Source organism: Streptomyces sp. NPDC102467, from assembly GCF_044765445.1.
In the GTDB taxonomy this organism is placed as follows: domain Bacteria; phylum Actinomycetota; class Actinomycetes; order Streptomycetales; family Streptomycetaceae; genus Streptomyces.
This window is the reverse complement of record NZ_JBIWKA010000011.1, coordinates 33858-46266: the sequence shown is the minus strand read 5'-3', so window position 1 is coordinate 46266 and position 12409 is coordinate 33858. Positions and strand designations below refer to the sequence as shown.

Annotated in this window: 9 protein-coding genes; 4 read left to right on the top strand and 5 right to left on the bottom strand. The window is 72.7% G+C overall.

The genetic code is table 11. The features are described 5' to 3' along the window. The first annotated feature begins 32 nt into the window (after positions 1 to 32). Together ACIREE_RS23340 and ACIREE_RS23335 are read left to right on the top strand one after the other, a co-directional pair. Entirely contained in the window at positions 33 to 641 is a 609-nt protein-coding gene (locus ACIREE_RS23340; RefSeq protein ID WP_404155301.1) for a hypothetical protein, read from the top strand. 116 nt (positions 642 to 757) lie between these two features. Continuing rightward, entirely contained in the window at positions 758 to 1321 is a 564-nt protein-coding gene (locus ACIREE_RS23335) for an NADPH-dependent FMN reductase (protein ID WP_404155298.1), read from the top strand. 3 nt (positions 1322 to 1324) lie between these two features. On the opposite strand, the gene ACIREE_RS23330 is transcribed toward ACIREE_RS23335, so the two are convergent. The 3 genes from ACIREE_RS23330 to ACIREE_RS23320 all read right to left on the bottom strand — a co-directional run bounded on the left by ACIREE_RS23330 (position 1325) and on the right by ACIREE_RS23320 (position 3999). Further along, entirely contained in the window at positions 1325 to 2521 is a 1197-nt protein-coding gene (locus tag ACIREE_RS23330) for an MFS transporter (protein WP_404155295.1), read from the bottom strand. Between the two features lie 332 nt (positions 2522 to 2853). After that, a complete protein-coding gene (locus ACIREE_RS23325; RefSeq protein WP_404155292.1) occupies positions 2854 to 3138 on the bottom strand; it encodes a DUF4190 domain-containing protein in 285 nt (94 codons plus the stop codon). Between the two features lie 138 nt (positions 3139 to 3276). Continuing rightward, entirely contained in the window at positions 3277 to 3999 is a 723-nt protein-coding gene (locus tag ACIREE_RS23320; RefSeq protein ID WP_404155289.1) for a FadR/GntR family transcriptional regulator, read from the bottom strand. A gap of 210 nt (positions 4000 to 4209) precedes the next feature. Between ACIREE_RS23320 and ACIREE_RS23315 the strand changes: the two genes are divergently transcribed. Together ACIREE_RS23315 and ACIREE_RS23310 are read left to right on the top strand one after the other, a co-directional pair. After that, a complete protein-coding gene (locus tag ACIREE_RS23315; RefSeq protein ID WP_404155286.1) occupies positions 4210 to 5700 on the top strand; it encodes an acyl-CoA synthetase in 1491 nt (496 codons plus the stop codon). Further along, positions 5693 to 7042, top strand: a complete 1350-nt coding sequence (locus tag ACIREE_RS23310; RefSeq protein WP_404155283.1) for a carboxyl transferase domain-containing protein — start codon at positions 5693 to 5695, stop codon at positions 7040 to 7042. Before ACIREE_RS23315 ends, ACIREE_RS23310 begins: the two co-directional genes overlap by 8 nt. A gap of 208 nt (positions 7043 to 7250) precedes the next feature. Here ACIREE_RS23310 and ACIREE_RS23305 read toward each other — a convergent pair whose 3' ends face one another. Continuing rightward, positions 7251 to 8204 (bottom strand): LLM class flavin-dependent oxidoreductase, encoded by a 954-nt coding sequence (locus tag ACIREE_RS23305; RefSeq protein WP_404155280.1) that lies wholly within the window; start codon positions 8202 to 8204, stop codon positions 7251 to 7253. Positions 8205 to 8568: 364 nt separating this feature from the next. After that, positions 8569 to 12237, bottom strand: coding sequence for a S8 family serine peptidase (locus ACIREE_RS23300; protein WP_404155277.1), 3669 nt, complete (start codon positions 12235 to 12237; stop codon positions 8569 to 8571). Positions 12238 to 12409 lie beyond the last annotated feature (172 nt).

Sequence of the window (12409 nt, the reverse complement as noted above, 5' to 3'; positions counted from 1 at the left end):
CGGGCCCGGCCCGGTGCGCGACCATGGAGAACATGCCACGCCCCAAGCCCACCGGGCCCGGATCCGGACCCGCTGCCCCCTTCACCCCGCTCCACTTCCAGCTGGTGCTGCTGCGCCGCATGGCCGACCACAATCCGGAGCTGGTGGAGACGGCCCGCGCCGACCTCGGCGCCTCCGTGGCCGACATGCGGGAGGCGAACCGCCGCTGGCAGGCGATGCTCCACGGCCGCGGCGGACGGGCGGCCGTCTCTCGGTACCGCTCGATCCTCGGCGCGCCGGAACAGCGGCTCACCCGCAGAATCGGCGACCTCGACTGCGAGGCCCTGCTGTGGCCGGTCCCGCTCTGGCCCGACCTCCGATTCGAGGTCCTGCTCGCCCCCACCGGCGCGGTCTGGAACGAGTGGCTGATCCGCGCCCCCGGCACCCCCGCCCCACCTCTGCGCACCCTCGCCGACCTGACCCCCTGGTCGTGCACGGTCGACGAGGCGGCCCACGCCTTCGCCCCGGCCCGCCCCCTGGAAGGCTCGGCACCGACCCGCTGGGGCCTGGCGTTCTCCGCGCCGGACGACATCTCGGGTACGCCGCGCCAGGTGCGGGCGGAATTCACGTGGGGGCTGCTGCAACGCTGGACGCAGGTGTGACGCCAGGGCCCTAGGCGGGCTGGAAGGTCCGCGTGGACGCTCTCGTACGCGGATCTCGGTCTTCAACCGGCGGAAGATCGCCGGGGCTTGACGACCTCGGTGCTTGAATGATCGGCATGACCACCATAGGCATCATCCTGGGCACCACCCGTCCCGGCCGCGTCGGGCCGCAGATCGCGGAGTGGATCGAGAAGACGGCCCGCTCCCGGGAGGACGCCGAGTTCGAACTCGTCGACATCGCCGACTACCACCTGCCGCTGTTCGACGAGCCGCGCTCCCCGCGGATGGGTGACTACGAGCACGCCCACACCCGCGCCTGGGCCGCCAAGGTCGCCGAGCTCGACGGATTCGTCTTCGTCACGCCCGAATACAACCGGTCGATCCCGGCCGCTCTGAAGAACGCCATCGACTTCGTCTACAACGAGTGGAACAACAAGGCCGCCGGCTTCGTCGGATACGGCAGCAACGTCAGCGGCGCCCGCGCCATCGACCACCTGCGGCACATCGCCGGAGCCGTCCAGCTGGCGGCCGTGCACACCCAGCTCCACCTGTCGCTCCAGGCCGACTTCGAGAAGTTCTCCACCTTCGCGCCCACCGAACGCCACGAGGTCACGCTCCAGCAGCTGCTCACCGAAGTGGTCACCTGGACGAACGCGCTGGCCCCGCTCCGCCAGGTCTGAGCCCTACCTCCTGACGCGCGCGATTCGCACCGCGCTCCGCGACCGGCCGGGCACCGCGAGCGCCGCCATCGCGAGCGCGGCCGCGGCACCGACGGCGAAGCCCGCGTGCGGGCCCGCGGTGTCCACCGCGCGTCCGGCGAGGGCCGCGGCTCCGGCGGAACCCGCCGCGCTCGCGGAGCCCAGCCAGGTGAAGGCCTGGGTGAGGACGGCGCGGTCCACGGAGGTCTCGGCCAGGACGGAGAAGAGGACCAGCAGGACCGGCACGGACAGCCCCGTCAGGGCGAGACAGACGGCCACCGGGATCGGCCCGGCGACGGCCGTCAGCGGCAGGCAGGCGAGCGCGAGACCGGCGGCGGCGAGGGCCCGCTGCCGCGCGGGCGGCGTCTTCCAGTTACGGGCTCCGTAAGCCCAACCGCCCGCCAGGTTCGTGCAGTTGGACACCGCGTAGAGCAAGGGCGCCAGGTCCGGGGTGCCGCGGCCGACCGCGTACGCCGTCACGGACACCTGCAGCGCGCCGAAGAAGACACCCAAGGCCGCGTTGAGAGCGACGAGTTGGATGAAGGCGGGCCGGAGCAGGCCGCGTCCGGCGCGATGGCGTTCGGCCCGGCCCGCGACCGGTGGCGCGGTGCGTCGCTGCGCGGCGAGCGCGAGGCCGCCGCCGATGACGAGGGCCGCGGCGAGCAGGCTGCCGAGGCGCGGATGCCCTGCGGCCCCGACCGCGCTGACGAGAGCGGGGCCGGCGAGGAAGGACAGCCCGTTGGCGAGGGCCTCCAGGGTGAAGGCGCGGGGCAGCGCGGTCTCGGCCGGTGTGCCCCGCAGCAGGGCCGCCCAGCGGGCCGCGGACAAGGCGCTGAGCTGCGGAAGACTGGCACCGGCGAGGATCGCCCCGGCGACGGTCGACGGCCCGCCGACGAAGAGCAGTCCGACCGCCCCCGCGTGCACGGCCAGGGCCCAAAGGAGTACCCGCCGTTGCCCGAACAGGTCGACGAGGCGCCCCAGTTGTGGCCCGCCGAGCGCGTCGGCGACGGCGAAGCAGCCGGTCACCAGGCCCGCGTCACCGAACGAGCCGGTGCGGGCGTGCACCAGCCACACGATGCCGATCCCGGTCATGGCGAGGCCGACGCGCCCGACGACGGCGGAGAAGAAGAAGGCGGCGGCGCCCGGAATGCGCAGCAGAGTACGGTAGTTCGCCGATGGCACGGCGCGTCCCTTTCGCCGCACGGCGGGACGCGTCACAACGGGGTCGTCGGCGTCCGGAGGTGCCGACCCGTGATCGCGCCTGGAGCCTTCCCATGCGGGCGTGAGGTGGGGACGCGCGCCTCACGCCGGCTCCGTCACCGCGCAGAAGTGTTGTCGGTGTCGTGCAAGCGGTCCGACGATAGGCGAACACGGGTACTCACCGCCAGTACTGTGCGGCACACCAGCGGGCCGACGTGACTTCCGCACAACACAGCGGCGGGGGAATGCGCGCCTTACACGCATTCCCCCGCCGCGAGAATTACCCGGACCGAACCCCTCACGCGCTTCCGCTGTCATCCGCCGATGTACCAGCTGAATCCGCCATTGGCCGCGACAACTATCATCACGATGAAGAGGATCAGGTCGATGACACCGAGGATGAGGCCCGCCTTCGCCATTCCACCGCCCCCGGTGGCCGCCTTCTGCCGCAGGGCGAGCGCACCGAAGATGATCGCCAGCGGTCCCAGGACGACGCTGAGGAAGAACAGCCCGACGATGCCGCAGACAAGTCCGGCTATCGCGAGGCCATTCGTCCGGGAACCGGAGGAAGCGGCAGGCGGACTTCCGTAAGCCGACATGGTCCACACCCCTTGCAGATCGCTTTACAGGACTTCTTTACGAAGCTCCGGGTGCCCCCGAATTCCGCGCACAGTCAGCCGGATTGGCACATTAAGCGGAGTTCGCGATTCGGCCCGCGCATCGTCTCGCGCTTCGCCTCACACCTCGGTGGCGTCCGGATCCCATTCCAGGAGCCGCACCTTGGCCACCGAACGGACATGCCTGCGCATCGCTGCCGCCGCGCCGCGCCCCTGCCCCGCCTCGATCGCGTCGAGGATCGCCCGGTGCTGGGCGAGCGAGCGCCCCGGCCGGCGCGGCTGGCGCAGCGATTCCGTGCGGGACTCCGCGATGGGCTCGTCGATCTCGCGCATGAACTCCGCGAGCAGCGTGCTGTGCGCGGCCGCGGTCACCGCCGCGTGGAACAGCCGGTCCCCCTCGACGCCGAGCCCGCCGTCCTCGATGTCGCGTGCCATCCGGTCGAGGGCCTCGCGCAGCGCCGCCAGGTCGGTGTCGGTGCGGCGCTCCGCCGCCAGCTCCGCCAGCTTCGTCTCCAGCGCCTCGCGCGCCTCCAGGACGTCCGGCAGCCGCTTCTTGCGCGCGACGAGGTGCTCCACCGGTTCGACGTCGACACTGTCCAGGCTGTCGCGCATCAGATACGTGCCGCCGCCGTGCCGCGCCTCCACCAGGCCCTGCACCTCCAGGACGACGATGGCCTGCTTCACCGAGGCCCGGCTCACCCCGAGCCGCGCCGCGAGGTCGCGCTCGGTCGGCAGCCGGTCGCCCGTGCGCAGGCCGCCCTCGGAGACGTACGTGCGCAGCCGGTCGAGCACCTGCTCGTACAGGCGCGGGCGCGCCGTCATCGGCCGCAGTGCGTCGGTCATGCCCGGCCCCTTCTCGCCCCGGTCGTGCCTCGTCATGTGCCCGGCAGCGTACGTCCTTGACGTGGGCGGCTGCCAGGCGGCACGCTCGGATTGGTTCAGCCACTTGGCCAATCTGCGCTCCATGTTCTGCTACGAGTTCTGTTACGACTACCGCTACTGCTCACACCCGCCCGACCGCCCGCCTGACCCGCATTCGCTAGGAGCGTTCACGTGCCCCGACTCCTCCCGGCCCTGGCCGACACCCCCGACCGCCCGGCGCTGCGCTTCGGCGAGCGCGCCCTGACCTACGGCGAACTCGCCTCGGCCGCAGCCCCGTTGGCATCCCGGCTCGTGGGCTCGGCCCGGGTCGCCGTGTGGGCGACGCCGACCCTGGAGACCGCGGTCGGCGTGGTCGCGGCGCTGCTCGCGGGGGTCGCCGCCGTCCCGGTCAACCCGAAATCGGGCGGCAGCGAGCTGGGACACATCGTGGCGGACAGCGCCCCGGACGCGGTGCTGGCGGCGCCGGGCACCGAACTCCCGCCCGCGCTGGCCGCGTTGCCCCGTATCGACATCGACGTACGGCCGGAGCGGGGACGGACCGCCGCGCTGCCCGCCGAACCCGACGACCCCGCGACACCCGCCTTCGTCGTCTACACCTCCGGCACCACGGGCCCGCCCAAGGGGGCCGTGCTGCCGCGCCGCGCCGTCTCCTCGACGCTCGACGCGCTGCGGGACGCCTGGCAGTGGACCGGGTCCGACACCCTGGTGCACGGGCTGCCGCTGTTCCATGTGCACGGGCTGATCCTGGGCATCATCGGCCCGCTGCGCAGGGGCGGCGCGGTGCGTCACCTGGGGCGGTTCGACACGGAAGGCGTGACGCGCGAGCTGGCGTCCGGGGCGACGATGCTGTTCGGCGTACCCACGATGTACCACCGCGTCGCGGAGGCGCTGACCGCCGACCCGGCGCTCGCGAAGGCCCTGTCCGGGGCCCGGCTGCTGGTCTCCGGTTCGGCGGCACTGCCGGTCCACGACCACGAGCGGATCACCGCGGCCACCGGGCAGCGCGTCATCGAGCGGTACGGCATGACCGAGACGCTCATGCTGTGTTCATCCCGGTGGACACCCCCGGACCCCCGGCCCGGCGTCCGCGCGGACGGTGAGCCGCGCCCCGGCACCGTGGGCCTGCCGCTGCCCGGTGTGGAGCTGCGCCTCGCCGAGGACGACGGCACGACCGAGGTCCCCGCCGACGACCCCGAGGCCGTCGGTGAGATCCAGGTGCGCGGGCCCAACCTGTTCCTGGAGTACCTGAACCGGCCCGACGCCACGGCCGCCGCGTTCGCGCCGGACGGCTGGTTCCGCACGGGCGACATGGCCGTGCGCGACCCCGACGGCTACGTCCGCATCATCGGCCGCAAGGCCACCGACCTGATCAAGAGCGGCGGCTACAAGATCGGCGCGGGCGAGATCGAGAACGCGCTCCTCGAGCACCCCGGCGTCCAGGAGGCCGCGGTCACCGGCGCCCCCGACGCCGACCTGGGCGAGCGGGTGGTGGCCTGGATCGTGCCGTCCGACGCGCAGAACCCGCCCAGCGAAGCGGAGTTGGCCGACCATGTCGCCGCCCGCCTGGCCCCGCACAAGCGCCCCCGCACGGTCCGCTACCTCGACGCCCTGCCCCGCAACGACATGGGCAAGATCCTTAAGCGGGCCCTTCCCGATGGCTGACGGCACGGGCGCGCGGGACGTCCTGGCCACGGTCTGCGACCCGGGCACCTTCCGCGAACTCCCGCGCCCCGCCGCCCCGGAGCGGCCCGACCCGCTCGACTGGCCCGGCTACGGCGCGGCCCGTGCGCGGGCCGCGGACCGCACCGGCGAGACGGAGTCCGTCGTCACCGGCACCGCCGGGATCGACGGCACCACCGCGGTCGTCATCGCCTTCGAGTTCGGCTATCTGGGCGGCTCCCTCGGCCAGGAGACGGGCGACCGCATCGAGGCGGCCCACGTCCATGCCCGCGCGCAGGGCCTCCCGGTGGTCCCGTTCATCGCCACGGGCGGCAGCCGGATGCAGGAGGGCATGGTCGCGCTGACCCAACTCCAGCGCGTGGCCCGCCAGTCGGCGCTGACCCGCGCCGCCGGGCTGCCCCAGATCGCGGTGGTGCGCGATCCGACCACGGGCGGCGGCTGGGCCACGCTGGGAGCGGGCGCCGACCTGACGCTCGCGCTGCCGGGGGCGCAGATCGGCTTCGCCGGCTCCCGGGTGCGGCCGCCGGGCGCGGACCCGGCGGCGTACACGGCCCTGGGCCAGCTTCGGGCGGGCGCCGTCGACGCGGTCGTGGCGCCGGACGCGCTGCGTGCCGCGCTCGGCCGCCGGCTCCATCTGCTGACCCGGCCGTCCGCCGATCCCGCACCCGTCCCCCGCGCCCTGGGCCGCACCGACCTGCCGGTCGCCGGCCGGAACGCGGTCCTGCGGGCCCGCGCGCCCGAACGCCCGCGCGCCGGGGCCTACTTGGACGCCTATTTCACGTACCGCGAGGAGCTGCGCGGGGACCGGGCGGGCGGCGTCGACGGCGGCATGCTCTGCGGTTTCGGCGAGCACAGGGGGCGGACGATCGCGTACGCGGCGCAGTGCGGCACGGCGACCACCCCGGCCGGTTACCGCACCGCCACCCGGCTGCTCCGGCTCGCGGGCCGCCTCGGGATCCCGGTGCTCACCCTCGTCGACACCCCGGGAGCCGCGAGCGACGCGGCGGCCGAGCGGGCGGGCGCGGGCGCGGCGATCGCGGACCTGTTCCTCGCGGTCGCCGAGGCGCCGGTGCCGGTCACCACCCTGGTCATCGGCGAGGGCGGTTCCGGCGGGGCGCTGGCGCTCGCCGCGCCGGGCAGCACCTGGGTGACCCCGGACGCCTACTTCTCGGTGATCGCCCCGGAGATGGCGGCCGCGATCCTCAAGCGGCCGCCCGAGCAGGTACAGGAAACGGCGGACCAACTCCACCTACGGCCGCAGGACTTGGTGGAGCTGGGCGTCGTGCGGGGAATCGCGTCCGGGGACGTCGACATGATCCCGTAAACGAACAGGCGCGCAGTTGTTCCCACGAACAGGTGATCGTGGCGTCAGAAATTGCATGAGGCCCGGGTGACCAACGATGCTTACGGTGCGCAAGCAACGGGCTGCAGACCGTAGTTACCGCGCACCCGGCCCATGTCCCATACAGGGCCGGGGTGTTGGTCCCACACACATGCACCATCGCAAGGAGAACGTTTCACCATGAACCTGCTCACTGACATCCTCGCCGGCATCGTCCACTTCGTCGGCTGGCTGGTGTAACTCCGGGTGTAACCGCCTCGGACACCAGCGCGGCGCCGCCTTCCCCGGTCCCACGGGGAGGCGGCGCCGTCGCGTTGTCCCGTTCGTCCTCCTCGGCCAGCAGCGCACGCAGCCGCGGCACCACTTCCTCGCCCACCCGCAGGGCGTCGTCCGGGTCCGGGTGCCCCGAGAGCACGAACTCGTCGACGCCCGAACGACAGTAGGCGTGCAGGGAGCGGGCCACCTCGTCGTGGTCGTGACCGACGGCGCGCAGCCGCAGGGCGAAGCGCAGGTCCGGGTTCCGGTCGCGCAGCCGGGCGATGCGCGCGGCGACGACGGCCGGGGACTGCTCCGGCTCGCTCCACAGGAGGTGGACGTCGGCGCGCCGCGCGGCGAGGTTCTCGGCGGCGCCCGAGACGCCGCCCAGGTACAGCGGCACCTTGTGCTCGACGGCGGGGTCGGTCAGCCGCGCGCCCTCGACCTGGACGTGCTGGCCCTGGAAGTCGACGCTCCGCCCGTCGAGGAGGGCTCGCAGGACGGCCATCACCTCGTCGGTACGGCCGTAGCGCTGTTCGTGCGCCAACCGGCCTTCGTCACGCGTCAGTTCAGCGGCCTCGCCGCCCGTGACGACGTTCAGCCGCAGCCGTCCGCCCGTGAACCGGCGGAAGGCGTCGACCTGTTGGGCCAGCAGCGTGGGACTCACGGACCCGGCGCGGACCCCGACCAGGAACCCGATGCGTTCGGTGTGCCCGGCGAGCACGGAGGCGAGGTGCCACGGATCGACCAGGCCGGGCCCCACCGGGGCGAACAGCGAGGCGAATCCCGCCTGTTCGGCGGCGCGCGCGACGCGGGCCGGACGGCCGGTGTCGGCCCGGTCCTCACCGGTGGGCAGGAACCAGTGCAGCAAAGGACGGTTCTGGGGCATGGGCACCTCGGGCCTACGACAGGTGGCAAGGGCAGGACGGCACCCGGGCGGCGAGGAGCTGCGGGGGTGCGGAAGTTCCGGGAGATGCCGCTGGGGGTCGCCTGCAGAGGTGCTTCAGCGACCAGCCGTACGGCGACGCGTGGAGGCCCGACAGAGCATCGTCGCGACACGCAGCAGATCCACGTGTCGACGCGAGACGAGTACGAGGGCCATGCCCGCATCCTCTCCGGGCCCCGCCGCCGCCACAACCAGGGGTCCGCATACCGGACCCCCGCGTATCACGCCTTGACACGACGGGGCCCGGCGCGGAGTCGCCTCCGCACCGGGCCCGGCCTTCACACCCCCTGTTCGGACAGGCGCTTGCCTACTTGACGCCCACCGCCCGGATGATCTCCTGGGTGACGGAACCGCCCTGGTCGTCCTTGGCCGAAGCCCGCAGCGAGATGTACTGGGCGCCGCGGGGCACGCTCAGGCTGCCCTTCCAGGACGCGCCGTGGCCGCCCAGGCCGACGGACTTCCAGGTCTTGCCGTCGTCGTACGACACCTCCAGTTTGCCGCCGCCGATGGTGCCGGTGCCGGACGCGTCCTTGACGTACTGGCCGTAGATGCCGACCGGGACGCGCGAGCCGCCGCGGACGTCGCCCGCGAGGTCGGTGTCGACGTCGAAGCCGAGGTTGATCATCGGCAGGTACGTCCACCTGTCGTCCGGGGTCGCGGCCGACCTGACCGTCCACTCGGCGTGGCCCTTGGCCGACAGTTCCCAGCGCGCCGGGTCGAGCGTGGTGTCCGTGGTGACCTTGTACGTGTGCTCGGCCGCATCGGCGTCCCACACGTACACACCGGAGCTCTTCTTCCGGTCGACCTGCACCCCGTCCACGGAGACGGACGTGTACTGGTCCATGCCGTTCGTCTCGCTGGACCACGCGTCGCCGAAGCCGGTGTGGTCGGGCCCGGAGTCGCCCCAGCCGGGCGTGTTGAACTGCAGGGTGGAGCCGGAGCGCTGCTGCCCCCAACTGAGGCCGCTGCCCAGCCACGGGTGCCAGACCGGCTTGAACCAGTCCAGCTCCTGGTGCGTGCCGCCCTTGTACGTGATCAGGCCGCTGCTCTGCTCCAGGTCGGTCGGTCCGGTCTGCACGGACTCGTGCCAGGTCTGGCCGGTGCCGGTGGAGACGTAGTCGGTGCGCTCGGCCGGGTAGGCGATCTTCTCCAGGAACCCGATGCCGAGGGGGAAGGTGTCGGTGATCGAGTAGCGGAACTCGCCGCCGTCCTGCGGCTTCACCGCATGGAACTTGCTGTCCAGGACGGCGAGTTCACGCTTTCCGGGCTTGTACGTCAGGGAGCCCTTCGGTACCGCTCCCTTGTGCTCGTCGGTGACGTCGTACACCCACGGTGTGTACTGCGTGCCCGTCATCGACACCTTCCGCCCGGCCTTGGCGAGGCCGGCGAGCGTGGCGCCGCCCGCCGCGTCGACGGAGGCGATCTGCAGGGGGCTGTCGCTGCCGTCCTCGGACCCGAACCAGGAGCTCAGCCGGCCGGCTTCGTCGTCCGTCACGAACAGCGCCTTGGCGCCCGCGTCCTGGGCGGCCTCGGCCAGTTGCTCCGGGGTGAGCGCGTCGCCGCGGCGCACCAGGACGGCCTTGCCGCGCACGTTCTTGCCCTTGTAGTCGGCGGTCGCGCCGTTCCCCGCATCGACGACACCGAGCCTGCTGCGGCCCCCGATGAGGGTGCTGCCCGCCTGCACGGTGGCCTCGCGGACGCCGTCGACCTGGAGCGTCGGCTTGCCCAGGCGCCAGACGGTGCGGTACTCGAAGCTGCCGTCGGTCACCTTGTGGGTGGGGGCGGCGAAGACGCTGTCGTACTTGACGGGCAGTTGCACGGCGCTCGTGTAGTCGGCGCCGCCCGCCGTGCGGTCGGCCTCCATGACGAGCTGCCGGGTCTGCGTGGTGCGCCCGACGTCGGCGGTGATCTCCTTCAACTGCCGTCCGTCGAGGGTGATGTCACGGTCCCGGTCGAGCGTGACCTCCGGGTCGGCGAGGTAGCCGATGCCCAGCGAGTCCTTGCCGTGGCTGCCGCGCACGTCGAGGTAGGACTCGAGGTAGTACGAGCCGGGCTTGAGGCGCAGCTGGAGCGTGCCGGACTCGCCGACGGTGGCCGGGAACGGGTCCGTGTTGCCGGTGAGCTGCTGCACCCCGAGGTAGGCGGCGGTCGGCGCCCCTGACCGGTCCTTCACGTGGACGGTCAGCGTGTACCGCTCCTCCTCCTTCACCAGCCCGAACGCCGTGTGCGCGACGGCCTTGCCACCCGCACTGGCGACGATCTGCCCGCTGATGTTGCCGACGGGGGCCTTGGCGCCGTCCCCGGTGACGGTGGTGGAGGCGGTGCCGTGCGCCGGAACGCTCAGCGTGCTGTCGGCAAGAGTGGCGACACCCTCGGGCGCACCCTGCACGGCAAGGCTCAACTCGACGGCCGTGTCGGAGGAGTTGGCGTAGGTGACGGTCTTCGTCACCGGCTTGTTCTCCTCGTAGGGCCACTTGTAGTAGCCGAGGTCGGCGCTGCCGGTGGCGGTGACCTGCGCGTCGATCGCGTCGGGCACGCTCACCCGTCCGGCACCCAACTCATAGGCGGATGCGTCCAGTTCCTTACTGCTGGACATCAGGGCGTTCTTGAGCTGCGGGCCCGTCCACTCCGGGTGTTCCTGGGCGAGCAGCGCGGCGACACCGGCGACGTGCGGTGTCGCCATCGACGTACCGCTCATCTCGGTGTACGAGCCTTCGCCCTCGATCAGCGAGGAGCGCGCGGCCAGGATGTCCACGCCCGGCGCGGAGACGTCGGGCTTGAGGGCGTTGTCGCCGAGGCGCGGGCCCTGGCTGGTGAAGTAGGCGGCCTGGTCGGCGGAGTCGACGGCGCCGACGGTGAGCGCGGAGTCGGCGGCGCCGGGCGAGCCGATGGACGTGGGCGCGCCGGTGTTCCCGGCGGCGATCACGAACAGCGTGCCGGTCTCCTCGGTGAGGGAGTTGACGGCGGCGGCCATCGGGTCGGTTCCGTCGCTGGCCTCCTGCGAGCCGAGGCTCATGGAGATGACCTTGGCCTTGACGTCCTTGGCGGCCCACTCCATACCGGCGATGATCTGCGACTCGGTGCCGGAGCCCTCGTTGCTCAGCACCTTGCCGACGGCGAGGGTGGCGTCCGGGGCGACGCCCTTCTCCTTGCCGTCGGAGGCGGCGCCCGAGCCGCCGACGGTCGAGGTCACGTGGGTGCCGTGGCCGTTGCGGTCGGCGACCTCCTCGCCCTCGATGAACGACTTGGACTCGGTGACCCGCGAGGCGAGATCGGGGTGGGAGGCGTCGTACCCGGTGTCGAGGACGGCGACCTTCACGCCCTTGCCGGTGAGCCCCGCCTCCCACGCCTTCGGGGTGCCGATCTGCTCGTTGCTCTGCGCCATCTCGGCGCTGACCCGGCCGTCGAGCCACACCTTGCCGACGCCGTCGGCGAAACCGCTGCCGGTCGTGGCGGCGTTCCAGAAGGTCCGCCCCTTGGCTGCGTCGAGCGCCGCGCCGCCGATGCTGGCGAGCGTGCGCGTGCGCTCGGCGCCCTTCGGGACGAGCCGGGCGCTGCGGGCGGCCTTGCTCCCGTAGGTGACGATGAGGGGCGTCGCGTCGGCCTTGCCGTCCGCGAGGCCCTGCCGTATCAGCTCGCTGACGTTGAAGAGGCGGGCGTCGAGAGTGCCCGCGGCCAGGTAGGCCCGTGCCTCGTCGGGCACGACGCTGACGTCGCCGTGCGCCACTTGCGTGCGGACGGCGCCGGTCGCGCCCTTCGCCCGCTCCACGGTGACGGTCTTCTTGTCGCCGCCGAGCTCCGTCACGGTCACCTTGTCGCCGGTCACCAGGGTCACGGTGTGCGCGGCGGCCGCGGCCTTCGTCGCCTTCGGTGCGGGGGCGGGGGCGGCCTGGGCGCCACCGGCGGGCAGCAGCGCGAACGCGATGCCGGCCGACAGCAGGGCCGCGCCGCGTCTCGCGGCAGGTCCTCTGGTCATCGTTGCCTCTCTCCGTAAACCTCGGATCGGGGGTCACCCGAGTGCTGTGAAGAGTCTCAAGGTCCTTGTGTTGCAGAGAAGTTGACTGGTGCTGGCGGGAAGCTGCCCTGGCGCGTTCCCGCCACCGCCCGTCACAATGGCCCCAGGCACGAAGAACGTACGGGGGCAGTGG

What these genes read in the sequence shown, in the direction of transcription:
- ACIREE_RS23340 (WP_404155301.1), top strand. Translation starts at nt 33, where the DNA reads ATGCCACGCCCCAAGCCCACCGGGCCCGGATCCGGACCCGCTGCCCCC.
- ACIREE_RS23305 (WP_404155280.1), bottom strand. Translation starts at nt 8,204, where the DNA reads ATGCCCCAGAACCGTCCTTTGCTGCACTGGTTCCTGCCCACCGGTGAG.
- ACIREE_RS23310 (WP_404155283.1), top strand. Translation starts at nt 5,693, where the DNA reads ATGGCTGACGGCACGGGCGCGCGGGACGTCCTGGCCACGGTCTGCGAC.
- ACIREE_RS23335 (WP_404155298.1), top strand. Translation starts at nt 758, where the DNA reads ATGACCACCATAGGCATCATCCTGGGCACCACCCGTCCCGGCCGCGTC.
- ACIREE_RS23325 (WP_404155292.1), bottom strand. Translation starts at nt 3,138, where the DNA reads ATGTCGGCTTACGGAAGTCCGCCTGCCGCTTCCTCCGGTTCCCGGACG.
- ACIREE_RS23320 (WP_404155289.1), bottom strand. Translation starts at nt 3,999, where the DNA reads ATGACCGACGCACTGCGGCCGATGACGGCGCGCCCGCGCCTGTACGAG.
- ACIREE_RS23300 (WP_404155277.1), bottom strand. Translation starts at nt 12,237, where the DNA reads ATGACCAGAGGACCTGCCGCGAGACGCGGCGCGGCCCTGCTGTCGGCC.